This is a genomic window from Tenacibaculum pelagium, from assembly GCF_014062345.1.
Classification (GTDB): Bacteria; Bacteroidota; Bacteroidia; order Flavobacteriales; family Flavobacteriaceae; genus Polaribacter; species Polaribacter pelagius.
In genome coordinates, this window is sequence record NZ_JACGLS010000003.1 from 308976 (window position 1) to 335363 (window position 26388).

Annotated in this window: 29 protein-coding genes; 12 read left to right on the forward strand and 17 right to left on the reverse strand. The window is 30.6% G+C overall.

The annotated features are described in order from the left end of the window. The first annotated feature begins 4 nt into the window (after positions 1-4). Positions 5-364, forward strand: coding sequence for a PUR family DNA/RNA-binding protein (locus H3Z83_RS08560; protein ID WP_182125064.1), 360 nt, complete (start codon positions 5-7; stop codon positions 362-364). A gap of 140 nt (positions 365-504) precedes the next feature. Here the strand turns inward: H3Z83_RS08560 and H3Z83_RS12975 are convergent, their stop codons facing one another. From H3Z83_RS12975 to H3Z83_RS08575, 4 genes are all read right to left on the reverse strand, one after another. Continuing rightward, on the reverse strand, positions 505-636 hold the full coding sequence (locus tag H3Z83_RS12975; RefSeq protein WP_262889558.1) for a hypothetical protein: 132 nt from the start codon (positions 634-636) through the stop codon (positions 505-507). A 102-nt stretch (positions 637-738) separates the two neighbouring features. Then, positions 739-1785 carry an isochorismate synthase gene (locus H3Z83_RS08565; protein WP_182125065.1) on the reverse strand — a complete coding sequence of 349 codons (1047 nt, stop codon included), beginning with the start codon at positions 1783-1785 and terminating at the stop codon, positions 739-741. Continuing rightward, a complete protein-coding gene (locus tag H3Z83_RS08570; RefSeq protein WP_182125066.1) occupies positions 1782-2630 on the reverse strand; it encodes an alpha/beta fold hydrolase in 849 nt (282 codons plus the stop codon). The genes H3Z83_RS08565 and H3Z83_RS08570 overlap by 4 nt, the downstream gene beginning before the upstream one ends. A gap of 1 nt (position 2631) precedes the next feature. After that, a complete protein-coding gene (locus H3Z83_RS08575) occupies positions 2632-3048 on the reverse strand; it encodes a PaaI family thioesterase (RefSeq protein WP_182125067.1) in 417 nt (138 codons plus the stop codon). Positions 3049-3104: 56 nt separating this feature from the next. Here H3Z83_RS08575 and H3Z83_RS08580 point away from each other — a divergent pair, with 56 nt between their 5' ends. Together H3Z83_RS08580 and H3Z83_RS08585 are read left to right on the forward strand one after the other, a co-directional pair. After that, complete coding sequence (locus H3Z83_RS08580) at positions 3105-3593, forward strand: IS1096 element passenger TnpR family protein (RefSeq protein WP_182125068.1); 489 nt, start codon at positions 3105-3107, stop codon at positions 3591-3593. A 3-nt stretch (positions 3594-3596) separates the two neighbouring features. Continuing rightward, entirely contained in the window at positions 3597-4217 is a 621-nt protein-coding gene (locus H3Z83_RS08585; RefSeq protein ID WP_182125069.1) for an L-threonylcarbamoyladenylate synthase, read from the forward strand. A 3-nt stretch (positions 4218-4220) separates the two neighbouring features. On the opposite strand, the gene H3Z83_RS08590 is transcribed toward H3Z83_RS08585, so the two are convergent. Then, positions 4221-4754, reverse strand: a complete 534-nt coding sequence (locus H3Z83_RS08590) for a DUF2911 domain-containing protein (RefSeq protein ID WP_182125070.1) — start codon at positions 4752-4754, stop codon at positions 4221-4223. An 8-nt stretch (positions 4755-4762) separates the two neighbouring features. Further along, positions 4763-5863: a hypothetical protein gene (locus H3Z83_RS08595; RefSeq protein ID WP_182125071.1), complete on the reverse strand. Its 1101-nt coding sequence runs from the start codon at positions 5861-5863 to the stop codon at positions 4763-4765. Positions 5864-5980: 117 nt separating this feature from the next. On the opposite strand from H3Z83_RS08595, the gene H3Z83_RS08600 reads away from it, so the two are divergent. Beyond that, positions 5981-7228 (forward strand): hypothetical protein, encoded by a 1248-nt coding sequence (locus tag H3Z83_RS08600; RefSeq protein ID WP_182125072.1) that lies wholly within the window; start codon positions 5981-5983, stop codon positions 7226-7228. Here the strand turns inward: H3Z83_RS08600 and H3Z83_RS08605 are convergent, their stop codons facing one another. Next, positions 7229-8227: a glycosyltransferase family 2 protein gene (locus tag H3Z83_RS08605; RefSeq protein ID WP_182125073.1), complete on the reverse strand. Its 999-nt coding sequence runs from the start codon at positions 8225-8227 to the stop codon at positions 7229-7231. It abuts the gene before it with no gap. Positions 8228-8245: 18 nt separating this feature from the next. Then, complete coding sequence (locus tag H3Z83_RS08610; RefSeq protein WP_182125074.1) at positions 8246-8695, reverse strand: type I restriction enzyme HsdR N-terminal domain-containing protein; 450 nt, start codon at positions 8693-8695, stop codon at positions 8246-8248. Between the two features lie 17 nt (positions 8696-8712). Between H3Z83_RS08610 and holA the strand changes: the two genes are divergently transcribed. The 3 genes from holA to H3Z83_RS08625 all read left to right on the forward strand — a co-directional run bounded on the left by holA (position 8713) and on the right by H3Z83_RS08625 (position 11032). Then, positions 8713-9717 (forward strand): DNA polymerase III subunit delta, encoded by a 1005-nt coding sequence (gene holA / locus H3Z83_RS08615; RefSeq protein WP_182125075.1) that lies wholly within the window; start codon positions 8713-8715, stop codon positions 9715-9717. After that, complete coding sequence (locus H3Z83_RS08620; protein ID WP_182125076.1) at positions 9718-10296, forward strand: Crp/Fnr family transcriptional regulator; 579 nt, start codon at positions 9718-9720, stop codon at positions 10294-10296. A gap of 67 nt (positions 10297-10363) precedes the next feature. Continuing rightward, positions 10364-11032, forward strand: coding sequence for a hypothetical protein (locus H3Z83_RS08625; RefSeq protein ID WP_182125077.1), 669 nt, complete (start codon positions 10364-10366; stop codon positions 11030-11032). 99 nt (positions 11033-11131) lie between these two features. On the opposite strand, the gene H3Z83_RS08630 is transcribed toward H3Z83_RS08625, so the two are convergent. Next, positions 11132-13336 carry an endonuclease MutS2 gene (locus tag H3Z83_RS08630; protein WP_182125078.1) on the reverse strand — a complete coding sequence of 735 codons (2205 nt, stop codon included), beginning with the start codon at positions 13334-13336 and terminating at the stop codon, positions 11132-11134. Between the two features lie 37 nt (positions 13337-13373). Between H3Z83_RS08630 and ung the strand changes: the two genes are divergently transcribed. Beyond that, the gene (gene ung, locus H3Z83_RS08635) at positions 13374-14036 is read left to right on the forward strand and encodes a uracil-DNA glycosylase (RefSeq protein ID WP_182125079.1); all 663 of its coding nucleotides are present in this window, start codon (positions 13374-13376) and stop codon (positions 14034-14036) included. A gap of 54 nt (positions 14037-14090) precedes the next feature. Here the strand turns inward: ung and secA are convergent, their stop codons facing one another. The 4 genes from secA to H3Z83_RS08655 form a co-directional block, all read right to left on the reverse strand. Continuing rightward, the gene (gene secA / locus H3Z83_RS08640; RefSeq protein ID WP_182125080.1) at positions 14091-17441 is read right to left on the reverse strand and encodes a preprotein translocase subunit SecA; all 3351 of its coding nucleotides are present in this window, start codon (positions 17439-17441) and stop codon (positions 14091-14093) included. A 125-nt stretch (positions 17442-17566) separates the two neighbouring features. Beyond that, positions 17567-17788, reverse strand: coding sequence for a DUF2795 domain-containing protein (locus tag H3Z83_RS08645; RefSeq protein ID WP_028889331.1), 222 nt, complete (start codon positions 17786-17788; stop codon positions 17567-17569). Positions 17789-17887: 99 nt separating this feature from the next. Next, positions 17888-18460: a cob(I)yrinic acid a,c-diamide adenosyltransferase gene (locus tag H3Z83_RS08650; RefSeq protein ID WP_182125081.1), complete on the reverse strand. Its 573-nt coding sequence runs from the start codon at positions 18458-18460 to the stop codon at positions 17888-17890. 13 nt (positions 18461-18473) lie between these two features. Beyond that, a complete protein-coding gene (locus tag H3Z83_RS08655) occupies positions 18474-18884 on the reverse strand; it encodes an acyl-CoA thioesterase (RefSeq protein WP_182125082.1) in 411 nt (136 codons plus the stop codon). 174 nt (positions 18885-19058) lie between these two features. Here H3Z83_RS08655 and dnaA point away from each other — a divergent pair, with 174 nt between their 5' ends. From dnaA to H3Z83_RS08670, 3 genes are read left to right on the forward strand one after another with little or no spacing between them, the layout of a single operon-like run. After that, positions 19059-20483 (forward strand): chromosomal replication initiator protein DnaA, encoded by a 1425-nt coding sequence (gene dnaA, locus H3Z83_RS08660; protein WP_182125083.1) that lies wholly within the window; start codon positions 19059-19061, stop codon positions 20481-20483. A 7-nt stretch (positions 20484-20490) separates the two neighbouring features. Further along, the gene (locus tag H3Z83_RS08665; protein WP_182125084.1) at positions 20491-20949 is read left to right on the forward strand and encodes a low molecular weight protein-tyrosine-phosphatase; all 459 of its coding nucleotides are present in this window, start codon (positions 20491-20493) and stop codon (positions 20947-20949) included. Continuing rightward, entirely contained in the window at positions 20946-21650 is a 705-nt protein-coding gene (locus H3Z83_RS08670) for an SAM-dependent methyltransferase (protein ID WP_182125085.1), read from the forward strand. Before H3Z83_RS08665 ends, H3Z83_RS08670 begins: the two co-directional genes overlap by 4 nt. 47 nt (positions 21651-21697) lie before the next feature. Here H3Z83_RS08670 and H3Z83_RS08675 read toward each other — a convergent pair whose 3' ends face one another. The 4 genes from H3Z83_RS08675 to dapF form a co-directional block, all read right to left on the reverse strand. Next, positions 21698-22282 carry a peptidoglycan-binding protein LysM gene (locus H3Z83_RS08675; protein WP_394366242.1) on the reverse strand — a complete coding sequence of 195 codons (585 nt, stop codon included), beginning with the start codon at positions 22280-22282 and terminating at the stop codon, positions 21698-21700. Positions 22283-22484: 202 nt separating this feature from the next. Further along, entirely contained in the window at positions 22485-23513 is a 1029-nt protein-coding gene (gene mltG / locus H3Z83_RS08680) for an endolytic transglycosylase MltG (protein WP_182125086.1), read from the reverse strand. Further along, the gene (locus H3Z83_RS08685; protein ID WP_182125087.1) at positions 23506-24030 is read right to left on the reverse strand and encodes a GNAT family N-acetyltransferase; all 525 of its coding nucleotides are present in this window, start codon (positions 24028-24030) and stop codon (positions 23506-23508) included. Before H3Z83_RS08685 ends, mltG begins: the two co-directional genes overlap by 8 nt. Beyond that, positions 24030-24800 carry a diaminopimelate epimerase gene (dapF, locus tag H3Z83_RS08690; protein ID WP_182125088.1) on the reverse strand — a complete coding sequence of 257 codons (771 nt, stop codon included), beginning with the start codon at positions 24798-24800 and terminating at the stop codon, positions 24030-24032. The genes H3Z83_RS08685 and dapF overlap by 1 nt, the downstream gene beginning before the upstream one ends. A gap of 133 nt (positions 24801-24933) precedes the next feature. On the opposite strand from dapF, the gene H3Z83_RS08695 reads away from it, so the two are divergent. Next, positions 24934-26301, forward strand: a complete 1368-nt coding sequence (locus H3Z83_RS08695; RefSeq protein ID WP_182125089.1) for a trypsin-like peptidase domain-containing protein — start codon at positions 24934-24936, stop codon at positions 26299-26301. Positions 26302-26388 lie beyond the last annotated feature (87 nt).

The following is a 26388-nucleotide window of genomic DNA, read 5'->3' on the forward strand; positions in this document are numbered from 1 at the left end:
AATTATGGGCGAGAGAGTAGAACAAGAAGAGATTTTTTCTCAAGTTTTAAGAGCAGGAAGAAGAACGTATTTTTTTGACGTTAGATCTACAAAAGCAGACGATTATTACTTAACTGTAACTGAAAGTAAAAAATTTACACACGATGATGGTTCATTCCATTATCAAAAACATAAAATTTATTTATACAAAGAAGATTTTTCTGATTTTCAAGAGATGCTTACCAAAGCAACCGATTTTATTGTAAATGAAAAAGGTTCTGAAGTAATTAGTGAGCGTCACCAAAAAGACTATAAGAAAGAAGAGAGCGTTGAAGAAACTACAACTACTGAGAGTTTTACAGATGTTTCTTTCGAAGATATTTAGCAGAAGATTACTGTTAGCAGGCACTAAACACAAATTTTGAAAATTTGTGTTTAGTAGCAACTGCTTAAAAAAAATCAATTCAAATTCAATTTACACTCAAAAACTGCCATCGTTATTAAAACAATGGTAGTTTTTACTTTTTAAACTAAAGCTCGTACTTTGTTAGGTAGTTTAGAAGCAAACTCTAAAAGTTGCTTATAAGTTAATGTTCTTCCTACCTTACTGTTTAGTTTTTCGTTTCGTTTATTAATTTTAAGTAATTTATTTCTCATAAGTAGCTATTTTATTCCTTTAAAGATAATAAAATAACTATTGATTTTCAATTGATTATGTTATTTTTAAGTTAAAATCATTTTATGAAAAAGGGTTTTTCCTTATAAAATATTTTTCATAGTGTTAGTTTTAGCAACAGTTTCTTCCCATTCTTTTTTAGGGTTACTGTCTTTAGTAATTCCTCCTCCAACAAAAATAGTAGCAGTATTATTATTGATTTTCATACAACGGAGGTTCACGAAAAGTTCAGAAGTTTTATTGTCTTCATTATGTAAGTTAAGTTCACCTAAAAAACCAGTATAGAATTCACGATTGTAATTTTCGTTTTTAAGAATAAAATCTCTTGAAGATTCTAAAGGTAATCCACAAACAGCTGGAGTAGGATGTAAGGCTTTTATTAAAGTTGAATTATCTACGCTTTTTTGACCAGTAATAATGGTACGCAAATGCAATAAATTCCCTGCTTTTATAGTTTCTGTTTCAGATGTATTTATGCTAGTGCAAACTTTCGAGAGTTTTTCGGTAATATAATCGGTAACAAATTGTTGTTCTTCAATTTCTTTAGGCTGCCAACTTACTTTCTTTAAATCATTAAAAACTTGTGTTCCTGCTAATGACATAGTAGAAAATTTGTCATTATTAATTTTCACTAAGGTTTCAGGAGTAGCTCCTAGCCACATTCCAACTTTAGGGTGAAACCATAAATAAACAAAAGCAGTAGGGTAGGTGTTTAAAAGCTTTTTTAAAGTCTCTAAAGGATTTAAATTTGAAATCTCAATTTCTTCTTTTCTTGATAAAACAACCTTTTTAAACAATTCATTTTCAATAGCGTCAATCCCTTCTTGTACTAATTGAATATGATTTTTTTCTGATGAATAATCAATGTCGAAATTATTGCTAGTAATTGAACTGTTATCTATGTTAATTTCTTCCTGAATTAAAATAGATTGATTTTCAGGAATTAAAACAGAAGGATTCGTATCATCAAATGGGGCAAAAATAAAACCGCCCTCATTATAATGTTTTGACGTGTGTAATTCATTGTTTTTTTGAAACCAACCTTTAATCGTTATTGAGTTAGATTTATTATATACAACAAAGGGGAGTTTATTATTTAAAGCTTTTTCTATTTGTGAAAATATATTCAATCTAATTGTTTTAGTAGTTCTTGTTTTATTTCGTTAAAATTACTCCAAACCAATCCATGTCCCGCATCTTTTATAGGAATCAAATCAAATTGATTTTTTGGTAATTGATTTTGTAAAAAAGTTGAGTTTTTAAAAGGAACAATCCAATCATTGGTTCCATGAATACTTATAATTTTGTTAGGAGAAGATTTCCAATTGTCTTCGAAATTCTTTAAATCTCTTCTATGTGATAGTTTTTCTTTCGAAGCTTCTTTCCAAATATCAGGGATTAGCCATCTTGTTAAGCTAGATTTATATAAGTTAAGTGCCCAAGGCATAGGTTCTACCTTACTATAAAGAGCAGGAGCTAATAAAATTATTTTGTTTAATTTTTGCTTAACGGCTAAGGCAATTGGTCCACCGTAAGAATAACCGAGTATAATAGTTTTGTTAGGGTTTAAATCTTTGATGATATCATTTAACATATTTCTTTCAAAAGCAATGCTTTCTTGTACAGAATTTTTATCTTCAAAATTATAACCAATTCTGTCATATGAAATCATGTTTACTTTACTTAAAAGTGTACTGTCTTTCATGTATTCAACAAAGTCTGTAGATGACCCTATTGTACCATGAATAAAAACTAAAGTGGGTAAAGTTGTGTCTCTTTTTATTGTTAGTTTTCTATATTTAAAACCTTTAAAGTTTTCTTGAGTGATAATAGGTTTAATTGTTTGACTAAATTTTTCGAGGACAACTTTATTAGACTTAGGTGCTGTAAAACTTGAAAATAAATAGTAGATAACTACAAGAGCTACTAAAAGTAAAATGCTAGTAAATTTTAATATTTTTTTTAAAATCAGCATGTTATTTTTTGTCTAAAACAATATTGGTAATCTTACAAAGTGAGATTAGATTATTTTCTTCATCAACAATTTTAACTTCCCATAAATGGGTTGTTCTTCCTTGATGAATGGCTTTTGCGGTAGCGAATACTTCTCCGTCTTTTTTGCTTTTTAAATGATTAATGCTCAGTTCAATCCCTTTAATAATTTTAGATTTGTCTTTTAAGAAAAAAGCAGAAGCGCAACTACCTACAGTTTCAGCTAGTGCAGCAGTTGCTCCACCATGCAATAAACCATAAGGCTGATGTACTTTAGAATTTACAGGCATTTTGGCAGTAATATAGTCTTCTCCAACATCTATAAACTCAATATTTAAAGTTTCCATTAAAGTATTTTTATTAAAACCATTAAGAATATCGAGAGATTGTTGCTTGTTCATATTACTAAATTTATCATTCAAAAATACGTATTTTTGTTGCGACTAAAAATGTTAGAATGTATAAAGTACGAGTAATATTAGATACCAAAGAAGATGTGATTAGAACCTTGTTGATTGATGAGGCTAAATCATTAGAATATTTACATTTTGAGATCGCAAAATCATTTGGTTTTGATGGACAAGAAATGGCTTCTTTTTATCGTACCGATGAAGAATGGAATCAAGGAGAGGAAATTCCGTTATTTAATATGGCTGAAGCTGGAGAAGAAATTTCGATGGCTACCTGTGTTATTAACGAAACTTTACCTTTTGCAAATGATAAGTTGATTTATGTGTATGACTTCTTACAAATGTGGACGTTCTATGTAGAACTTGTTGAATTATCTAATGAAGTTGTTACAGGGACGAAAACAGTTTTATCTGTAGGGAAAATTCCTGATGAAGCTCCTGAGAAAGAGTTTGTAGCAGATGATCTTTTAGGAGAAGACGATGAATTTAAAGATGATTTTGAAAGTTTAGATGATTTCGATTTTGATAACTACTAGCATATGGCACAGTTTATAAAGTTATATAACGACAATCCGAGTGAAAAAGAGATTGCTAAAATTGTAAAAGTTTTACAAAATGGTGGTTTAGTAATTTACCCAACCGATACGGTATATGGTTTGGGTTGCGATATAACAAATACTAAGGCTTTAGAGAAAGTGGCGAAAATAAAAGGCGTGAAGTTAGAGAAGTCTAACTTTTCTTTTGTATGTAATAATTTAAGTCACTTGTCAGATTATGTAAAGCAAATAGATACTGCTACCTATAAAATATTAAAAAGAGCTTTACCAGGACCTTATACTTTTATTTTACCAGGAAGTAACTCGCTGCCAAAAGTATTTAAGAAACGTAAAACTGTTGGTATTCGTGTGCCAGATAATAATATTGCAAGAGCTATTGTTGAAGCTTTAGGAAACCCAATCGTTTCTACATCTATTCATGATGAAGACGAGGTAATCGAATATACTACCGATCCTGAATTAATTTTTGAAAAATGGCAAAATACTGTAGATGTTGTTGTTGATGGTGGTTTTGGAGACAATCATGCATCTACAGTAATCGATTTAACAGAAGGTGAACCTGAAGTAATCCGTGAAGGAAAAGGAAGTTTAGATATTTTGTAAATTCTAGTAACTAAAGTTAATATAAACTTCAACATTATCCCAAGCTAATAAAAGCTTACCACTATTGTTTTTTCCACTGAAAGCAATTCCGAAAGCTTCAATTGTTTTTTCGCTATGCTTAATAGGTACTTCAAATTCTAATACATTTTTAGAAGAATCATAATCATATGTCCCCCAAGTAAACAAGTTTGAGTTAAATATAATTTTCCATGAGTTTTTATTAGGTATGGCATATATTGTATAATTGCCAGTCTTTAGTTTTTTACCTTCAATAATAATATCTTGATACAAGTTTAATTCGGTAGATTGATTTGCTCCTACTCGCCATATTTTCCCATAAGGAACTAATGAGCCGAATACTTCTCTTTCTTTTTTTTGAGGTCTACTGTAAATAATTCTTGCAACCGGAAGAGTCCCTTGTCCATTGGGTCTAAAAACAGCTAAGTCTAATGGACTAGTATCTAGCTTTTTTATTTTTTGAGCATAAGAAGAATTAAAGAAACTTAAAAGAACTACTATTAATGCTAATTTTTTCATGTTTATTATTATTTAACTGTTATGTTATTGTTGTTTTTAAATCTACCTGTAACAAGCCAACCTCCAAAGTCTTCTGATACAGCCATTAGTAAAGTGTTTTTTCCTTTTTTGAGAGGCAAATAAACTGCATCAAATAAACCAACTGTACCCAAATACCTATAATCTCTTGAGCGCCATTTGTTAGTGCCTTTATAAATCGGTTTTCCGTTTAAAATTACAATTATTCTATCACTATAACCAAATTCAAATATTTTAGTTTGATTTTTATAAGAATCAATTTCAAGTTTTGTAAAAACGGTATTTCCAGGCTTTCCGTTATATAGTTGATGTTTTCTTGATATGTTGGCAGCCGTACCTTCTTCAATTACTATATCACCTACCCATTTTCTAGAATTAATAATTTTCTTAAAATTGTTTATGTTTTTAAGTTGTTTTTCTTCAAACATGTCGGAAACTTTCCATTTAGTAATTAGATTCTTAATTGGTTTCCTTTTTTTAGGTTTAAAGTCAACAATATTTGAATTGTTTGGATTTATAATAATATTAGCTAAATGCATTCCTGTAAAGCGACCTCCTCTAAAAGCAATAGCTCCTTCTTGAGTTTTATGAAATAGATTCCAAGATAAATTAGGTTTTTTGCTATAGTCTAAAAATACTTGAGCTTTATTGCCGTTTACTACGAGTTTTACATGAGTCCAATCATTAAACTTATAGTTATATGGAAAAGAATATTTTTCGCCAAAATAAAGTTGCCATGGTGTAATTCCTTTAGTAGCTGGTGCAGCTTGATTAGCGTCTGGCTTACCAGACAAATGAGGTCTCATAAACCATTGTTCTGAATCAAAATCTTTTGTACCTCTAAAATATACACCAGGAAAAGCTTGTTCTTCTTTCAAAAAAATATCAAACTCAATGGTACCGTTTAAAAAAGTTTTGTTTTTTAATGTTATAGCTCCAGATTGGATATAAATAGCGTCTTTGCCTTTATAATTTTCAATAATATAAGATTTTGCTTTAATGTCCCAATTAATAGTATCTAAAGGAATGTGTTTTTGACAAAAACTAATATTTGAAATAAATAAGAAAATAAAAAATAACCTAGTAATCATAATTAATGCATTTTAATGATACTCAAAAGTCTAAAAATCTATTTTTCAGTAAGAAACAAACACGTTCAAGTTGATTCATAGTTGTTCAAGTGGTATTTTTTAGTGATTTTTGTTACAATGAGTGGATATAAAGAATATAATGATGTACAGCGTTGTTTAATTTTAATTGAAGAAAAATTAAACTGGGGAAGTTCAAAAGAATGGCATAATGATGTTTTTATTGAGTTGAGTGAAAGAATTCAAGAAGAAACAAAAGTGTTATTGAGTTCAACTACTTTGAAAAGAGTATGGGGGAGAGTTAATTATAACAGTGCACCAAGTATTAGTACACTTAATGCGTTGGCTCAATTTGCAGGTTTTTTAAATTGGAGAGATTTTAAAAATAACAACGATGCTTCTGAATTTACCTTTTATAAGAAATCCGTACTTAAGAATTTAAAAGTAATAATGCTTTCAGCCTTTATTATTGCTGCGTTGTTTTTATCTATATTTTCTATGTCAAGTAATAAAAGCACTAGAGTAAAAGATTATTCAAAGGTGCTTTTTAAAAGTAGAGCTATAGTTGAAGGTTTACCTAATTCAGTAGTTTTTGATTTTGATTTAAAAGATGTTAAATCTGATAATATTTTGATTCAACAGTATTGGGATGCTACTAAAACAATAAAGATTGATCGTGAGCAGAAACAGGCAACAGGGCAGTATTATTTCCCAGGATATTTTAGAGCAAAATTGTTGATTGATAATCAAATTGTAAAAGAACACGATTTATTTATTAAATCTAATGGCTGGTTAGGAACCTTAGATTACGAACCAGTACCTAAGTATTTTAAGGAAAGAGAGATTAAGAAAGGGAATAGTTTATCGTTTTCTAAAAAGATTTTAGAAGAAGTTGCTGAATTGGAGAAGCCGATTACATCTACATTTCATTATGTAAATGATTTAGGAAGCATTTCGGGAGATAATTTTGAGTTAGTATCTAATGTAAGAAATCTGTTTACTGAAAAATGGGGAGTGTGCCAGAAAACAACAATTATTATAGTAGGAACAAAAAGTGCATTGTTAATTCCTTTTTCAATATCAGGGTGTGTTTCTGAAATAGGTTTAATGTTAAGTGATGTCTACTTAGATGGAAAGAAGAGTGATTTATCAGCATTCGGAACTGACTTATCTAGTTTTAAAAATATAAAAATAAAAACTGAAGATAAAAATATTACTGTTTATGTTGAAGGAGAGCAGATTTATAAGAGCTCTTATAAAGAACCTTTAGGTAATATAGTTGGAGTTCGATTTAAATTTAAAGGAATTGGCGAAGTTGAAGATTTAATGTTAAAAGATTTGAAAGGAAAAAGCTTCTTAAAAATTTAATTATTTCAATTCTTCAAACTTTTTTCTGCCCAATGCAAAGTATTGCCAAATAACTGAAGTGTGTAAAAAGTAGTTCTTCTTTTTATTTAATTGCTTACGTTTCTTTAAAAACTTAAAAAAGTTTTTGTAAAAACTAAAATGCGCTTTTACAATAGCCCAGGTATGTAATGGTTTTAAACCGAATAAAAACTTTATTCCTGCAATTCCGTCAAGAACTAATCGAGAAAAAATAACCAAAGCAACTGTTCGTGTCGGTACATTTTTAAGTAAGGTTAGTAAGCTATTTCTAAAATTTAAAAATGTTTTTCTTGGGTTTAATGTTTCCAACGTAGCACCACCAACATGATATACGGTTGAGGTTCCAACATATTTTATGTCAAATCCCTTGTTTTGAGCGTGCCAACACAAGTCAATTTCTTCTTGGTGCGCAAAGTAATCTTCATCGAAACCTTGTAGTTTATGAAACACTGAAGAACGAATAAAAAGACATGCACCAGAAGCCCAAAAGATATCAGTAGTATCATCAAACTGATTTTGGTCAGTTTCTAAAGTATCAAATAAACGACCTCGGCAATATGGATATCCAAAAGCATCGATATAACCGCCAGCTGCTCCAGCGTATTCAAACTTCGTTTTATTTTTAAAATCTAAAATTTTAGGTTGAATAATAGCTGAGTTTTCTTCTTCTTTAAAAGTTTTTAAAATAGGTGTTAGCCAATTTTTGGTAACTTCAATATCAGAATTTACTAAGCAATAAATATCAGCTTTAATATGTTGTAATGCGTCATTATATCCTTTGGCATAACCTCCGTTTGTAGTGTTCTGAACAATTTTTACAGAAGGATAATGTTGTTTGATAAAGTTAATAGAGTCATCTGTAGAAGCATTATCAGCCACATAAACTTCAGCTTCTTTAGAACTAAATTCTATGACAGATGGTAAAAATTGCTCTAACAATTTTTTACCATTCCAATTTAATATAACGATTGCTGTTTTCACAAAGGCAAACTTATGTTTTTATTCTGATTTGTAAGAAGGAATGTCTTGTAAAAAAACATAGGTTTCCTTTTCTTTATCTAACATGCAAAAAAAATGTTGTAGTCCGTTGGTAACAATTAAATATTTCGCATTTAACTTTAAATTATAACGAGCAATCTGATCGAAAGTAGCTTGATTAATTTTAATATTCGGAGCTTTACATTCTACAATAATATTAGGTGTTCCATCAGAAGAAAAAAGAACAATATCAGTACGTTTTTTTAAATTGTTAATTGTCAGTTGTTTTTCAATAGCGATTAAAGAAACTGGGTAGTTCTTTTCTTCAATTAAAAACTGTACAAAATGCTGACGAACCCATTCCTCTGGAGTTAATACCACATGTTTTTTTCTCAAATTATCAAAAATAAGCGTCTTATTTTCGTTACTTTTGAGCTTGAATGCATAGGATGGCAGATTGAGTTTTTGCATACCTCAAAAGTAAGAAAATGAACGAGATAAAATCTATTATATCAGATATTAAAGACGGTAATATTAAGCCTATTTATTTTTTAATGGGGGAAGAGCCGTATTATATCGATAAGATTTCTGATTATATTGAAAAAAATGTGTTAGATGAAGCTGAGAAAGGCTTTAATCAGGTAGTGATGTATGGTCGTGATGTTTCTATTGAAGAAATAGTTTCTTCAGCAAAACGTTACCCAATGATGGCAGAACGACAGGTAATTATTGTGAAAGAAGCTCAAGATTTAAGTCGTACGATTGATAAAATAACAACCTATGCAGAAAGCCCACAACCTACTACCGTATTAGTTTTTAACTATAAGTACAAGAAGTTAGATAAACGTAAAAAATCGTACAAAACGATTGCTAAAAACGGACTGATTTACGAGAGTAAAAAAATGTACGACAACCAAGTAGCTGATTGGATTCGTCGTGTGTTAGGTAGTAAAAAATATCAAATAGAGCCAAAAGCGGCTCAGATGTTTGTAGAGTTTTTAGGAACCGATTTAAGTAAAATATCAAACGAGTTAGATAAATTAATTTCTGTTTTACCTGCTGATACTATTATCAACGATAAGCATATTGAGGAAAATATAGGAATTTCGAAAGACTTTAATAATTTTGAATTACGAAAAGCTGTTGGACAAAGAGATATTTTAAAGGCGAATAGAATTATTAATTTTTTTGCGCAAAACCCTAAGAATAATCCTTTGGTAATGACGATTTCATTGTTGAATAGTTTTTTTACTCAGTTACTAATGTATCACGGATTAAAAGATAAATCGAAAGCTTCAGTAGCAAAAAACTTAGGGGTCAATCCTTATTTTGTAGATGATTATAGTTCAGCGGCTCGTAATTACCCAATGCGAAAAGTATCACAAGTAATTACTTTATTACGCGATGCTGATGTGAAAAGTAAAGGAGTGGGAGCGAATGGAATGCCACAAGCTGATATCTTAAAAGAATTGTTATTCAAGATTTTGCATTAGATGAAAAATAACTCTGTACTTATTAATGAGTTTAAAGAACTACTCTTGTCTTCCGAAGAATTAGAGTTAATTTTATCAGGGTATAAAAAAGTTAGTTTTAAAAAAGGAGATTTTATTATTAAGCAAGGTGTTATTGTTAATAGTTATTACTTAGTTGAAAAGGGTTTTTTACGATCGTTTGTAATTGATGTTAGTGGTAATGAAGTAACAACTAATTTTTATTTAGAAGGAAGTATAGTTTTGGAGGAGACTTCTTTTTTTCTAAGAACACCAACTAAAGAATATATACAAGTTGTTGAAGACTGCGAATTGTGGACTAAAGATTTTGATACTTTTCAAAAGCATTTTAATCAGTCAGAAAAATATAGAGAGTGGGGTAGAGCGCATTTAGCTCAAAACTTTTTTGCTTTTAAAGAACATAGTTTAACTATAATTACAGAGTCTGCAACAGATAGATATAAAAAAATGTTAGCTAACAACCCAGAAATTATTAAAAAATCTTCCTTAAAACACATCGCTTCTTTTTTAGGAATAACCGACACTTCATTAAGTAGAATTAGAAAAGAAATAGTAAAATAGTATTTCTTGTCATAAGACAAGTTTTAAGATGTTCTAGAGTTTTATTTTTGAGTTAAATCTCAAAAACATGATTCCAAATTTACCGCTGTATATTTCTGTTTCGTTTGTGCTGTTGGCTATTTATACTATTTTTATTTTTTCAAAATCCAATAATTTAAAACCAAGCACGCTGCCAATTATTTTAGGGTGGTCAATATTTATATGCGTGTTATCTTATTTAGGAGTCTACCATTATCAAGAAGGAGATTCTATTTCTCGTTTTGGGTTTGTATTGATCCCTACAATAATCTTTATCATTTATTTACTTAGAGATAAGTCTTTTCGTGAGGAGAGAGATTTTCGTTGGAGTACAGCTGTCCATATAGTTCGTTTTCCGGTAGAATTATTACTATTTCAATTAGCAATTAGAGAGTGGCTACCAATGGAAATGACTTACGAAGGTTGGAATTTTGATATTATACCAGGAATTACATCTATTATTTTAGTTATTTGGATGCAATATAAAAAAGTGAATAGAAAATTACTTTTAGTGTGGAATATAATAGGGTTATTTTTAATATTATTTATTTTGACAAACGGATTTTTATCACAAGAATTATTATATCAAGAGTTCGAGTATTCTGTGCCTAATAAGGGTATTGCTTACTCTCCTGTTATTTTATTAGCAGGTGTTATAGTGCCAATAGTAATTTATACACACATAAGCGATATAATTTTATTGGTGAAGCGGAATTAATTAAGAGTAGCTAGTTTAATAATATGTATCCGTTTAATGATTTATATTCAACATTAGTGAAAGATGTTTTTTTAGATTAAAAAAATCAAGAAGAAAAAATTATCTCTTGGCACGTTCTACCAATTCTAATTGCTCAATTTTTGCTTCAGTGGTAAATAAACCGTAATTAATAAAAGCTTTTTTCTTTTCAATTTTATCAATAGTTCCAACAGCATTACCGTCAATTAAACGAACTCGATCATTTACTTTATATATGTAAGCAGCTTTTTCTTTGGTTATTTTTTCAGCTTCTTTTTTCTTTTCTTCTCTAACCTTAACAACTTTTTGTAATACTTCTTTTTCTACCTTCTTAATAGCCTCTTGTTGCTTTTTAGCTGTAATTTTTTCTTCTTTTTTTTGAATTTTAGTTTTCTTAATAGGATTCTTTTTTAAGTGTTTCGTTTTTTCACTAGTAACCCATTTTAAAAAGTTAGTAGATAGCTCTTTTTTGTTATTGGTTTGGAAGTACTTATTTAATAACTCGTTTACTTTTCGCCCTAGAGATAACATACGTTGGTTGTTATCATACAATTCTTGAAATCCAGAAAGTTTGTCTTGTAATTTTAATTCTTTTTCTTGTAGGTTCTCTATATGTTCTTGACCTTTCGATTTTTGTTTTACTAAACTGTCAGATGTTTTTTGAAGTCGATTTCGTTCCTTTTGAAGTTTTGAAATTGTTTTGTCTAACCTAACTTTTTCGGTTTCTACTCTCTTTTTAGCTCTGTTAATTAAGCTATATGGAATCCCATTTTTTTGTGCTACTTCAAAAGTAAAAGAACTACCTGCCTGTCCGACAAATAACTTGTATAAAGGCTCTAAAGTTCGTTCGTCGAATTGCATATTAGCATTGGTAACATTATCTAGTTCATTAGCTAAAACTTTTAGGTTTGCATAATGTGTAGTAATAATTCCAAATGCTTTTTTCTCGTAGAATTCTTCTAAGAAAATTTCTGCTAGTGCTCCTCCTAATTCTGGGTCAGATCCTGTTCCGAATTCATCAATTAAAAACAAGGTATTGTCGTTACATTTTTTTAAGAACGAGCGCATGTTTTTTAATCGATAACTATAGGTGCTCAGTTGATTTTCTATAGATTGATTATCTCCAATATCGGTTAAAACAGTATTGAATAAAGTGGTTTCGCTACGTTCATGTACAGGGATTAATAATCCGCTTTGTAGCATAACCTGTAATAAGCCAATTGTTTTTAAAGTAATACTTTTTCCACCTGCATTCGGTCCAGAAATGACAATAATTTGTTGTTTTTCATCTAGTCGAATTGTTTGCGGAATGGTTTTAATATTCTGAGCTGTATTTTTTTTCCATAACACAGGATGAAAAGCATCTTTAAAATAGATTTTCTTCTCCTTAGTTATTTTAGGTAGTAATCCGTTTATACTTACAGCATATTTTGCTTTTGCGCCTACAAGATCTATATGTGTTAAAAAGGCAATATATTCATTTAATAAAGAAGTATAAGGACGAATTTCGGTAGCTAACGCTCTTAATATTCGTACAACCTCTTGTTTTTCTTCATAAATTAAGTTTTGTAATTCTCTACTATATGCTAAAGTTGCTTGCGGAGCGATATAAACAATGTTTCCTGATTTAGAAGAGCCTAATAAACTTCCTTTTACTTTGCGACGGTGCATTGCTGTAACAGCTAAAACTCGTTGATTATCAATAACGGTTTCTTTAATGTCATCTAAATATCCACTTGCAATATTTCTACTTAACGCATGAGAAAAACTTTCTGAAATTTTACCTCGAACGTTATTAATATCTTTTCTTATTTGTTTTAAAGCAGGTGAGGCATTGTTAGCTACTTCACCATAAGAAGTAATGATTTTTTTTATACTATCTGAAACAAAAGTGGTAAACTCTATGCTTTCGCTTAATGTAAAAATAGTTGGGTAGTAGTCTTTAAATTTATTTAAAAACTTTTTTTGCTCGTTTACAGTTTCGGTAACGGTGGCAACTTTTAAAAAACCTTCGGTTTCTAAAAAACTATTCTCAATAGCTAATCGTTTAATTTCTTCAGAAATATTCTCAAAATAATGATTAGGAATACGGTTTTCATTTTCAAAAGAAGAAAGATATTCATTTACCATATTCAATTCGAAAAATAATTTTCTCTTATTAGAAATAGGATGAATCTGTAGTGTTTGTTCTTTCCCTAAATTAGAAATGCAATATTCTGCAACTTGTTCTAAAACCGTTGTAAATTCTAAATCTTGAAGTGTCTTTTCTGAAATATTTTTAGTCAAAATAGTATATTTGAAACCAAAGCAAAAATAACAAACAATGCAACTAAATATTACTGATAGCTGGAAAAATATTTTAAAGACTGAATTTGAAAAATCATACTTTAAAAAACTATCAGATTTTGTTAATGCCGAATATGAAAGTAATACCTGTTATCCAGAAAAGGAAAACATTTTTGCTGCTTTTAATTATTGTGATTTTAGAGATTTAAAAGTAGTGATTATAGGTCAAGACCCCTATCATGGAATTGGGCAAGCAAATGGATTGAGTTTTTCTGTGAAAGACGGAATTAAGCAGCCACCATCTTTAGTTAATATTTTTAAAGAATTAAAAGATGATGTTGATAAAGATATTCCTGAATCAGGAGATTTATCTACTTGGGCAAAACAAGGTGTTTTGTTATTGAATGCAACTTTAACAGTAAGAGAAGCTGAAGCTGGAAGTCATCAGAGCCAAGGGTGGGAAGAATTTACCGATGCGGTAATTAAAAAGATATCTGACGAAAGAGAAAATGTGGTGTTCTTACTTTGGGGAAAGTTTGCTGAGAAAAAAGGAAGTGTTGTAGATTTAAAAAAACATATGGTTTTTAAGGCGCCACATCCATCTCCGTTAGGAGCTTGGAGAGGTTGGTTTGGTAGTGAACATTTTTCAAAAACAAATGAGTTTTTAGAAAGCAGAGGATTAAAAAGTATTAAGTGGTAAACATAAAAAGCTCAGTGAAAAACTGAGCTTTTTTATGTTTATAATTGTTGAAAATTATTTATTGTATAACACCCAAGTTCCTTTTTCTAATAAAGGGATTGCTTGCTTGTATTTAACTTCTTTTTCTTCTCCAGACATAACATTTTTAATAGTAACTTTTTCGTTACGACCAATTTTTGGTTGCTCACGAACAATAGTTTCTACGACTTGTTGCTCTTGAGTTTGCTGATTACGAGCATTACTCATAGCTTGCTGTGTTGAGTTTTGCACTTCATCTTTACGAGTATCATATTGCTCACGCTTTTGCTCACGAGCTTCAGATACTTGCGAAGCATCTTGACTTGGTAATTGTCCTTTAAATAAGAATGATAATACTTCTTTATTTACCTTGTCAATTGTTTCTTGGAATAATTCGAAAGCTTCAAACTTGTAAATTAATAAAGGATCTTTTTGTTCGTACGTAGCATTTTGAACGGTTTGCTTTAACTCATCCATTTTACGTAAATGATCCTTCCAGTTTTCATCAATAATCGATAAAGTAATATTCTTTTCAAAATCATTTACTAACGATTTACCTTCAGTTTCATACGCTTCTTTTAAGTTGGTAACAACTTGTAAAGTTTTAACTCCATCAGTAAAAGGAACTACAATACGCTCGTAACGATCTCCTTCATTTTCAAAAACATTTTTAATTACAGGGAAAGCATTATGCGCATGTCTTTCTGTATCGTTTTTATAATGATTGGTAACAATTACGTATAATTTATCTGTTAATTCCTCTTCAGTTAATTTATTAAATTCTTCTTCAGAGAAAGGAGAGGTCATTGATGAAAAACGAATTAATTCAAACTCAAAGTTCTGATAATCGCTATTCATTTTGTTTTGCTTTACAATCGAATTACAAGTGTCATAAATCATATTTGCAATGTCAATTTGTAAACGCTGACCATCTAATGCATGACGACGACGTTTGTAAACAAACTCACGTTGTGCATTCATAATATCGTCATATTCTAATAAACGCTTACGAACACCAAAGTTATTTTCTTCAACTTTCTTTTGTGCTCTTTCGATAGATTTAGAAATCATAGAATGTTGAATTACTTCACCTTCTTTTAATCCCATTCTATCCATCATCTTCGCGATTCTATCAGAACCAAATAAACGCATTAAGTTATCATCAAGAGCAACGTAAAATTGAGAAGATCCAACATCTCCTTGACGACCAGCACGACCACGTAACTGACGGTCGACACGACGTGAATCATGACGTTCAGTACCTACAATTGCTAAACCACCAGCAGCTTTTACTTCGTTAGATAATTTAATATCTGTACCACGACCTGCCATGTTTGTTGCAATTGTAACAACTCCTGGTTTACCAGCTTCGGCAACTACATCAGCTTCACGCTTGTGTAATTTTGCATTTAATATGTTATGAGGAATCTTACGCATTTGTAACATTCTACCTAATAGTTCAGATATTTCTACAGATGTTGTTCCAATTAAAACTGGACGACCAGCTTTCGATAATTCAACAACATCTTCAATTACAGCGTTGTATTTTTCACGAGTAGTTTTGTAAACTAAATCTTGTTTGTCATCTCTCTGTATTGGTCTGTTTGTTGGAATTTCAACAACATCTAATTTGTAGATTTCCCAGAATTCACCAGCTTCAGTAATTGCTGTACCCGTCATACCAGATAACTTACGGTACATTCTAAAATAATTCTGTAAAGTAACTGTTGCAAAAGTTTGAGTAGCATCTTCAATTTTTACATCTTCTTTTGCTTCAATTGCTTGATGCAATCCGTCAGAGTAACGACGACCGTCCATAATACGACCTGTTTGCTCATCTACAATCATTACTTTATTATCCATCACAACATATTCAACATCTTTTTCAAAAACAGTATATGCTTTTAAAAGTTGATTCATCGTATGAATTCTTTCGCTCTTTACACTAAAATCACGATATAATTCTTCTTTTTGATTTGCTTTTTCTTCTGGAGTATCTTCACTATTATCAATTTGACCAACAATTACACTAATATCTGGTAAAACGAAGAACGTGTTGTTTTGTGTCTTTTCAGATAAATGACCAATACCTTTATCAGTTAAGTCAATCTGATTATTTTTTTCTTCAACAGTAAACCATAATTCAGCATCTACTTCAGGCATTAACTTATTGTTATCCTGCATGTAGAAGTTTTCAGTTTTTTGAAGAATTTGTTTAATTCCTTCTTGAGATAAAAACTTGATTAAGGCTTTGTTTTTAGGAAGACCTCTATAAACTCTTAATAATAAGAAACCACCTTCTTTGTCGTCTCCTGCTTTTAATAATGCTTTCGCTTCTGCTAAAACACCTACTAAATATTTATTTTGTAGTGAAACTAAATCGGCTACTAAAGGTTTTAATTCGTTAAACTCATGACGGTCACCTTGTGGCACAGGACCTGAGATAATTAAAGGTGTACGAGCGTCATCAACTAATACAGAATCTACTTCATCAATAATTGCATAGTTAGGAGCACGTTGTACTAAGTCTTCTTTTGAAGAAGCCATGTTATCACGTAAATAATCGAAACCGAATTCGTTATTTGTTCCGTAAGTAATATCAGCATTATAAGCTTTTCTACGAGCTTCAGAATTTGGTTGGTGGAAATCAATACAATCTGTACTTAATCCATGAAACTCAAAAATAGGAGCCATCCACGCGCGGTCACGCTTTGCTAAGTAATCATTTACTGTTACTACATGAACTCCGTTACCACTTAAAGCATTCAAGTAAACAGGTAAAGTAGATACTAGTGTTTTACCTTCTCCTGTCATCATCTCAGCAATTTTACCTTGATGTAAAACAGATCCACCAATTAATTGTACATCATAATGAATCATGTCCCAAGTAACTTCTTTACCAGCAGCATCCCAAGAGTTAGCCCAAAAAGCTTTGTCACCTTTTAAAGTGATATGTTCTCTTGTTGCTGACAACTCTCTATCGAAAGCTGATGCAATAACCTCAATTTCATCGTTATTTGTAAAACGCTTTGCTGTTTCTTTTACTAATGCAAAAGCTTCAGGCATAATATCTAATAAAACAGCTTCTGAAGCTTCGTAAGCTTCGTCTTTAAGTCTATCTACTTCTGTATAAATTTCTTCTTGACGATCAATGTCAGCAGTTAAAGCTTCTTCTTCAAGAGTAGCGATTGCTTCTGTAAAAGATTTTGTAGCTTCTTTTATTTTCGATTTAAATTCGATTGTCTTAGCTCGTAATTCATCATTCGATAAATAGCTTAATGAATTTTCAAAAGATTGTACTTTTTCAACAATCGGTTGTAGAGATTTTAGGTCTTTTTGTTGTTTGTCTCCAACAAATAGTTTTAGAATCGAATTTAAAACGCTCATCTGTAAAATATTGTTTTATAGCTGATTAAGTATTAGTTAGTCAGTTTTTGTATATGTATAATTTTAGTGCTTAAAAGTAAGCAAAAAAAAAGCCTCTTAAAAGAGACTTTTTATTATTGTATTAGTTAGTATTCGTCTTCGTTCCAAAGATAATCTTCTTCGGTTGGATAATCGGGCCAAATTTCGATTATCGAGTCATATGAGTCACCTTCATCTTCAATATCCTGTAAGTTCTCAACAACTTCTAATGGAGCTCCTGTACGAATTGCGTAATCGATTAATTCGTCTTTTGTAGCAGGCCATGGTGCATCTGCTAAATATGATGCTAGTTCAAGTGTCCAATACATTTCTTTATCTGTTTAATAAGATTTTGGCAAAAATAATTTTTTTTTCCAAAAAGTCAAGTTTTTTTTAAAAAATGTGAAATCAATAAAAAAAGAACTTTGTTAATATTTCTCAGGAATCCATTTAATTTCCTCAGCTTGTAAGTCTTGGGTCAACTTTCGTGCCAGTACAAAAAGGTAGTCAGAAAGTCGGTTTAAGTACATTAAAACATTACTATTAACCTCTTCTCCTTCGTTTAAAGCTACCGATAAACGCTCTGCTCTACGGCATACACAGCGTGCTACGTGACAGAATGACACTGTTTGGTGACCGCCCGGTAAAATAAAATGAGTCATTTGCGGAAGGTGAGTGTTCATGGTATCAATTTCATTTTCTAAAAACTCAATTGAAGCATCGTCAATCTTGTAAATATTTAATCTTTCTTTTCCACTTTTTAGCGTTTCTTTTTCAGGAGGTGTGGCGAGCATTGCTCCAAGAGTAAACAAATCACTTTGAATTTTATTTAATGAGTTTTTTGTGATTTCATCAATTTTTTGATCTCTAATTAAGCCAATGTATGAATTCAATTCATCTACTGTACCGTAGCTTTCAATCCTTAAGTGGTACTTTGGAACTCTTGTACCTCCAAAAAGAGCAGTAGTTCCTTTGTCACCAGTTTTGGTATATATTTTCATTTATTTTTAAATTTTATGTAAAAGAGAGTTGTTCTATTTTTTCTAAAATATAATCAGGACAACGCATTGGTTTTTTTGTTTGACTATTAATAAAAGCTAAGATAGTGTTACCAGTGCAAATTAACTCGTTATTTTGATTGGTAATTTCGTAGTCGAATTCAATCTTAACAGAAGGTGTTTTTTTTAAATAAGTAGTAACGGTTAATTCATCATCATAGAGTGCAGATTTTTTAAAATTACAAGATAATGAAATAACTGGGAGCATAATGCCTGTTTTTTCCATATATTTGTACGTAACGCCCATAGAACGTAACCATTCGGTTCGTCCTATCTCGAAAAACTGAGCATAATTTCCGTGGTAAACCACTCCCATTTGGTCAGTTTCTGAATATCTTACTCGTATAGAGGTATTGTATTTTTGCAAAGCTTAATTTTTATTTTTCTGCTTTAACGTTACGCAAAAAAAAATTAATAATCAATAGTAAATTGATTTTTTTATACTGAATTTTATTCACACTTTTGTTGACCCAGATGAACAGTTCTGGTGTCCCCAAAAATCTGAATAAAAAATTAACATATTTAATAGTTTTTAACCCAAATGACTAAAACTGCTGATTCAGTTTGGATGGAATGCTTGTCTTTTATAAAAGACAATATTAAACCCCAAGCATACAAAACTTGGTTCGAGCCGATTAAACCGATAAAACTAGCTGGCGAAGCACTTACAATACAAGTGCCAAGTGAGTTTTTTTACGAATGGTTAGAAGAGCATTATATTAAACTGTTAAGAGTAGCTTTGGTAAGGGAATTGGGTGCTGACGCAAAGTTGGTTTACGATGTACGTATGCAGAATAAGTACAGTAGTAATAGTCCACAAACTGTAAAGAGACCTAGTTCTAACCGTAATCCTTTAAAACCACAAAAAGTAACAGTTCCTTTAGAGTCAAAAAGAGAGCTTAAAAATCCTTTTGTGATTCCAGGTTTACAAAAGGTTAAGATTGAATCCCAATTAAATCCTAATTATAACTTTGTAAATTTTGTAGAGGGTGATTCTAACCGTTTAGCACGTTCAGCAGGAATGGCGGTTGCAAATAAGCCAGGGGGAACATCATTTAATCCATTATTAATTTATGGTGGGGTAGGTTTAGGGAAAACACATTTATCTCATGCCATTGGTGTTGAGATTAAAGATAAATATCCAGATAAAACAGTTTTATATATTTCTTCTGAGAAATTTACACAACAGTTTATTGATTCAGTAAAATCTAATACTAGAAATGATTTTATTCATTTTTATCAAATGATTGATGTATTGATTATTGATGATGTACAATTCTTATCTGGTAAAGCAGGAACACAAGATGTATTCTTTCATATATTTAATCACTTACATCAAAATGGGAAACAGGTAATTTTAACTTCTGATAAAGCACCTGTAGACATGCAAGATATTGAACAGCGTTTATTATCTCGTTTTAAATGGGGATTGTCAGCAGAATTACAAGCTCCAGATTTTGAAACGCGTATTTCTATTCTTCAGAATAAGTTATATAGAGATGGTGTTGAAATGCCAGAGGAAATTGTAGAGTATATAGCTAAAAATATTAAATCTAACGTTCGTGAGCTAGAGGGTGTAATTATTTCGATGATTGCTCAGGCTTCATTTAATAGAAAAGAGTTTACAATTGAGTTAGCAAAACAAATTGTAGATAAATTCGTTAAGAATACTAAGAAAGAGATTTCTATAGATTATATACAAAAAGTAGTTTCTAAATATTTCGATATGGATGTTGCTACTTTACAGTCTAAAACTAGAAAAAGACATATTGTGCAGGCGCGTCAATTAGCAATGTATTTTGCGAAGCGTATGACAAAATCGTCATTAGCTAGTATTGGAAGTCAAATAGGTAAGAGAGATCACGCAACTGTATTACATGCTTGTAAAACTGTTGATAATTTAACAGAAACGGATAAGCAATTTAAAAAGTACGTTGAAGATTTAAGGAAGAAATTAACCTTATAAAATTATCATGAAAAAAATACTAATGGTTTGTTTAGGGAACATTTGTCGTTCACCTTTAGCCGAAGGTATTTTGCAATCAAAATTATCTTCTGATAACTTTTTTGTAGATTCAGCAGGTACTGCTGGTTATCATGTTGGGGAATTTCCAGATAAAAGATCAATAGAAGTAGGATTGAAGTACGGAATTGATATCACTAATCAACGATCAAGAAAATTTAACAAATCAGATTTTAAAGAATTCGATTTAATTTTTGCTATGGATGAAAGTAATTATCATAACATTATTACAATGTCTAATGATGAAACGGATATTCAAAAAGTGAAAATGATTTTGAATGAAATCTATCCTAATGAAAATAGGAATGTGCCTGATCCATATTATGGAGGAGATCAAGGTTTTGAAAATGTATATAAAATGTTAGATGAAGCATGTAATGTAGTTGCTTCAAAATTAGAGAACGAATGAAAGGTAAATTATACTTAATTCCAACAACTTTAGGAGATACAGAACCTTTAGAAGTAATGCCTTTGTCGGTAAAGAAAACAGTAGAACATCTTGATTACTTTATTGTTGAGAATGAGAAGTCAGCAAGACGATTTATAAAAAGAATCACACCATCTAAATCGCAACCGTCTTTACAGTTAATGCTGTTAGATAAATATTCTGATGATTTTGAAACTCAAAATTATTTAGATGTTTGTGAGAAAGGTATTTCGATAGGTTTATTATCAGAGGCGGGTGTTCCTGCAGTAGCAGATCCTGGAGCTAGTATAGTTAAATTAGCACATCAAAAAGGAATACAAGTGGTACCTTTAGTAGGACCTTCGTCAATATTAATGGCAATGATGGGTTCTGGTATGAATGGACAGAACTTTGCTTTTAACGGATATTTACCTATTGATAAATCAGATAGAAAGAAAACAATTAAAGAGCTTGAAAAACTATCTAAAGATAAAAATCAATCACAAATATTTATTGAAACTCCCTATAGAAATGGGAAGATGTTAGATGATTTACGAGCTGCATTATCACCAGATACCAGAATCTGCGTTGCATGTGATATAACATTGCCATCTGAGTATATTAAAACATTAACGGTGAAAGAGTGGAAAAATGAAAAGCCTGATTTGCATAAACGACCAGCAATTTTCATTATTCATAAATAAAAAAAGACATCCAATTGGATGTCTTTTTTTATTTCGATTTATATTATTTAAACTCTTGCTTTTTTATCTGGTGTGATATTAGAAACATCATAACCTCCAAATTTTTTCATATACGACTCAATTGAGGTTCCAAAAGCATCGTTAAATCTAATTGCTCCGTTTGATCTTAAAAACTTTTTAACATTTCCTGCTCCACTTAAATGAGCAGCTGCTAAAATACCAGATTCGGTAATTTTAATTTCGTTAATAGTTCTACCGACACTTCTTTTAATGTCTTTTCTTAAAATCCATTTATTAACCTTGCAGTAAGCAACAAATGCTTTTTCTTGTAATTCAGGAGTTTTAAGAAAATAAGAAGTATTGTAAATTCTAAATCTTTTTAAAGTTTCTCTACCGAACTGATACTTACCAAGATACCCAAGTTTATTAACCACTCTGTATCTACCTTGAGATTCTTTAAAAGCGAGTGCTTCTTTAAATCCAACAAAATCATTTCGTAAAAATGGAATGTTCACCTCTTCAGCAAAGTATGCTGTTTTAGGTGTAGTGGTAGTTTTTTCTTTTTTAATTTTTGGTGTTGTAAAACTTGCGAATACAACAAAACCAATGAATGCAAATATTAAATATCTGATAATTAGTTACTTTCCGTTTAGCACTGCAAATATACGGTAAATTTAACTAAAAGATTAATAGTCAATAAATTAGGGTTTTTGTCTTGTTGTGAATAAAGTGTTTTTCTGATGTTTTTTTGTTGAATAAGTAGAAAAAGTGCTTTTATTTTGGTTATTTAATAATAAGCTTTGAATTTGATTGAGAATAAAATTTTGTTAAAAATTATCGTTTAATCCCTCTTTGACTTATCCATCTTTGATATTTAGCAGCGTTTCTGTTATGTTGAGCTAGTGAGCTAGCAAAATCATGAAAGCCTATTTTATCTATACTTGCACACATATAAAAATAACGGTGTTTTGCGGGGTTTAAAACAGCATCAATAGATGATATGTCTGGCATAGAAATTAATGTAGGAGGTAAGCCAGTGTTTTTGTAAGTGTTGTAGGGTGATTTAATTTCTAAATCTTTTGTTAGTACTCTTTTTACAGAGAAATCTTGACCTTTAATTTGTTTAATACAATAAATAATAGTTGGATCAGCTTGTAGTGGCCAATTGTCTTTTAATCTGTTTAAATATAATCCGGCAACTATTGGACGTTCACTTTTTTGAGCAGTTTCTTTTTGTACTATAGAAGCTAAGGTTGTTACTTGGTCTTTTGATAAGTTTAAATTTTTAGCTTTTTCTAATCTTATTGAATTCCAAAATCGTTTATATTCACGTAACATTTTATTACGAAACTTTTCTGCTGATGTATTCCAGTAAAACTCATAACTATTAGGAATGTACATTCCTAGAGCTGATTTTTTATTGAATCCATTTTTTGATAAAAAAGTTTCATTGGTCATTGCGTTTAATAGAGAGGTGGAATCTGCTTCTATCTGTTGAGCTATTCTTCCTGCTAACTTTTCTAATGTGTCTTGATTGTTAAAAGCTACCTTTATTGGTGTTTGATTTCCGCTGCGTAATAAGTTAACCACATCGTTCATCGTCATTCCTTTCTTTAAAGTGTATTTTCCACCTTTAGGTTTTGTAAACTTTTTCTTTTCTGCAACGAAAAAAAAGTGTTGAGGATTATTAGTATAATCATGCAGCATCTTTTTTACATCCATTAAATGATAGTTTGATCCAACATAAATAACTCCATCTTTTGTAATGGTTTTACCAAATATTTTTTGATAGTAATTAAAACCAACAATTCCGCCAATTAAAAATATGGCAGTTATAATTCCGTATATAATTTTTTTATTCATTGATTAATTGAAATAATATTTCGTCTTTATAAATTCCTTTATTGTATGTCCAATCTTTTTTAACTCCTACTTCTTTAAAATGATGTTTTTTAAATAGTTGGATACTATTAAAGTTGTCGTGAGTGATATTTGCAAATAATTGGTGTAGCTGTAAATGTGTAAAAGAATAGTTTATTAATAATTGTAATGCTTCGAAAGCGTATCCTTTTTGTTGAAAATCAGGGTGGATTAAAATACCAATTCCCGCTCTTTTATGTTGTGGGTTGAAATCAAATAAATCTATCATTCCGATAGATTTCTTCGATTCATTTTCTTCAATAACTAATCGCAGTTGTTTTGCTTGATAAATATCTAAATGAGCGTTTTCTAAATATTGCTTTAAGAGAAATTTTGAAAAAGGAGTTTGCGTATGACTAAATTCCCAGAAAGATTCATTGTTTTCTATTTGAAATAAAAAATCTAAATCTTCAGGTTCAAGTGCCCTAAGTGTTGTATGTACTCCTTGTAAAGTATTCACTATATCTCTATATTTCCTTTAAAAACTAAAGTAGCTGGTCCTTGTAAAAAAACGTTAGTGTAAACTCCATTTTTTTCATTAAAACTAACGCTAAGGTTTCCACCTTCAACAGGTAAGTTTATTGAAGTGTTTTTAGTTTTGTTTGTTGCATGCATGGCAATAGCTACTGCGGTAACACCTGTTCCGCAAGCTAATGTTTCATCTTCTACACCTTTTTCATAGGTTCTAACCCTAAAAGTGTTTGTGTTAAGTTGTTCCACAAAATTAACGTTACTTCCAGGTTCTTTATAACTATTTCTAATTTCTTTTCCTTTTTGATAAACTGGGAAGTCAGATATATTATCTACTAATTCGACATGATGTTGTGTTCCTGTGTAAACAAAAGAGTGATTGTTGCTAATATTTACTTCGTTTACGTCAATCATTTGAAGTGAAACAATGTTATCTTCTATTTCAGCATAATGAGGTCCATCAAAAGCAATAAACGATGTTTTTTCGTTGATAATATTTAAATGTTTTGCAAAAGCGACAGCACACCTACCACCGTTACCACACATGGTTTCGCTACCATCTGCATTATAGTAAATCATTCTAAAATCCGATTCAGTATCGTTTTCAATTAAAATAACACCATCAGCACCAATACCAAAATTACGATCGCATAATTTCTCAATAATACTTACGTTATTTTTTGGAAAGGTTTTTGTACGATTATCGACTATAATAAAGTCGTTTCCTGTTCCTTGATATTTATAAAAAGTCAAATTCATGAGGAGCAAAGATACATATTTTCTTAGCGAAAAGTATTTGTTAAATAGGGGTTAAAGTCCGTTAAAATGAAGTTAAACAGATTTGTTGGAAATGTTAAAATAGTATATTTGAGATATTAAATTTTGTAAGAACATGAAGAAATTATTTGGAACATTAGGAGTAGCAGTTTTAGGAGGAATTATAGCACTTGCAGGATATAAAACGATTGTTGAGAAACCTCAAGTAATTATAGAGAAAAGTGTTGAACCTACATTAGAAACAGTTAGAGCAAATTATACACCAAAGGTTATTAATTCATCGTCAACACCAACCGATTTTACTGAAGCGGCTGAAAAAACGGTTAATGCTGTAGTACACGTTAAAAATACTGCGATAAAGACACAGCAAAACCCATACGCCCAATTTTTTGGAAGTAATGGAACGCGAAAATTCGAACAAGTAGGAACAGGAAGTGGTGTAATTATTTCTCCTGATGGATATATTGTAACAAATAACCATGTAATTGAAGGGGCAAATGAAATTGAAATAACTTTAAATAACCGAAAGAAATTAAAAGCTGTTTTAATTGGAGCAGATAAAAATAATGATATCGCTCTATTAAAAGTTGATGCAGATGAAGATTTGCCAAATTTACCTTTTGGGAATTCTGATAATGCAAAAATTGGTGAATGGGTATTGGCAGTAGGTAACCCTTATAATTTAACATCTACAGTTACTGCAGGTATTGTAAGTGCAAAAGGAAGAGATTTAGATGGGAATAGAAATATTGAAACCTTTATTCAAACAGATGCAGCGGTAAACCCTGGGAATAGCGGGGGCGCATTAGTGAATACAAGAGGAGAGTTGGTTGGAATTAATACAGCAATATCTTCTAAAACAGGTTCTTTTATTGGGTATTCATTTGCAGTGCCATCAAACATTGCTAAAAAGATTGTAGATGACCTATTAGAGTTTGGAACAGTGCAAGAGGCTTTAGTAGGTATTAGTTACAAAGAAATTGAAACTGGTGTTGAAATTACAGCTATTACAGAAGATGGCGGTGCAGAGAAGGCTGGATTAAGAGAAGGGGATGTAATTACTAAAGTTAATGATATTACAATTGGTAAATTTTCGGAGTTAAAGGGGCAGTTAACAGCAAAAAGACCTGGAGACAAAATTGCTATAACTGTTTTAAGAAATGGTGATGAATTAGAAAAACTAGTAACATTAAGTAAAAAAGATTTTGTAGAGATTAGAGATTTAGGATTAGTTTTAAAGGATATTTCTAAGAAAGAACAAAAAAAGTTTAAAATCAGTCAAGGAGCAAAAGTGATGAGTAATGCAAATAGAGTACTTCGTAAATTAGGAATAGATCGAGGATTTATTATTACTGAAATTAACAATGAAGAAGTGAAAAATGCTTTAGATGCTAAGCAGAAGTTATTAAACTTATCAAATAACAGCTCTTTTGTTATTAAAGTTATAAACTTAAAGGGAGAGACAATCAGATATGGTTTTTAATAACTATTCTTGAGAAGAATAAAAACTCGTTAAAATTAATTTCTAACGAGTTTTTCTTTTATAAAAAGGTTTATGAAATCGATTGAA

Bases quoted from the DNA above. Each gene is read 5' to 3' on its own strand.
- dapF (WP_182125088.1), bottom strand. From the start codon at position 24,800: ATGAATTTGACTTTTTATAAATATCAAGGAACAGGAAACGACTTTATT.
- H3Z83_RS08625 (WP_182125077.1), top strand. From the start codon at position 10,364: ATGATTCCAAATTTACCGCTGTATATTTCTGTTTCGTTTGTGCTGTTG.
- H3Z83_RS08580 (WP_182125068.1), top strand. From the start codon at position 3,105: ATGTATAAAGTACGAGTAATATTAGATACCAAAGAAGATGTGATTAGA.
- H3Z83_RS08570 (WP_182125066.1), bottom strand. From the start codon at position 2,630: ATGCTGATTTTAAAAAAAATATTAAAATTTACTAGCATTTTACTTTTA.
- H3Z83_RS08665 (WP_182125084.1), top strand. From the start codon at position 20,491: ATGAAAAAAATACTAATGGTTTGTTTAGGGAACATTTGTCGTTCACCT.
- dnaA (WP_182125083.1), top strand. From the start codon at position 19,059: ATGACTAAAACTGCTGATTCAGTTTGGATGGAATGCTTGTCTTTTATA.
- H3Z83_RS08575 (WP_182125067.1), bottom strand. From the start codon at position 3,048: ATGAACAAGCAACAATCTCTCGATATTCTTAATGGTTTTAATAAAAAT.
- H3Z83_RS08620 (WP_182125076.1), top strand. From the start codon at position 9,718: ATGAAAAATAACTCTGTACTTATTAATGAGTTTAAAGAACTACTCTTG.
- secA (WP_182125080.1), bottom strand. From the start codon at position 17,441: ATGAGCGTTTTAAATTCGATTCTAAAACTATTTGTTGGAGACAAACAA.
- H3Z83_RS08560 (WP_182125064.1), top strand. From the start codon at position 5: ATGGGCGAGAGAGTAGAACAAGAAGAGATTTTTTCTCAAGTTTTAAGA.
- H3Z83_RS08645 (WP_028889331.1), bottom strand. From the start codon at position 17,788: ATGTATTGGACACTTGAACTAGCATCATATTTAGCAGATGCACCATGG.
- ung (WP_182125079.1), top strand. From the start codon at position 13,374: ATGCAACTAAATATTACTGATAGCTGGAAAAATATTTTAAAGACTGAA.
- H3Z83_RS12975 (WP_262889558.1), bottom strand. From the start codon at position 636: ATGAGAAATAAATTACTTAAAATTAATAAACGAAACGAAAAACTAAAC.
- H3Z83_RS08670 (WP_182125085.1), top strand. From the start codon at position 20,946: ATGAAAGGTAAATTATACTTAATTCCAACAACTTTAGGAGATACAGAA.
- H3Z83_RS08595 (WP_182125071.1), bottom strand. From the start codon at position 5,863: ATGATTACTAGGTTATTTTTTATTTTCTTATTTATTTCAAATATTAGT.
- mltG (WP_182125086.1), bottom strand. From the start codon at position 23,513: ATGAATAAAAAAATTATATACGGAATTATAACTGCCATATTTTTAATT.
- H3Z83_RS08650 (WP_182125081.1), bottom strand. From the start codon at position 18,460: ATGAAAATATATACCAAAACTGGTGACAAAGGAACTACTGCTCTTTTT.
- H3Z83_RS08695 (WP_182125089.1), top strand. From the start codon at position 24,934: ATGAAGAAATTATTTGGAACATTAGGAGTAGCAGTTTTAGGAGGAATT.
- H3Z83_RS08610 (WP_182125074.1), bottom strand. From the start codon at position 8,695: ATGCAAAAACTCAATCTGCCATCCTATGCATTCAAGCTCAAAAGTAAC.
- H3Z83_RS08585 (WP_182125069.1), top strand. From the start codon at position 3,597: ATGGCACAGTTTATAAAGTTATATAACGACAATCCGAGTGAAAAAGAG.
- H3Z83_RS08590 (WP_182125070.1), bottom strand. From the start codon at position 4,754: ATGAAAAAATTAGCATTAATAGTAGTTCTTTTAAGTTTCTTTAATTCT.
- holA (WP_182125075.1), top strand. From the start codon at position 8,713: ATGAACGAGATAAAATCTATTATATCAGATATTAAAGACGGTAATATT.
- H3Z83_RS08600 (WP_182125072.1), top strand. From the start codon at position 5,981: ATGAGTGGATATAAAGAATATAATGATGTACAGCGTTGTTTAATTTTA.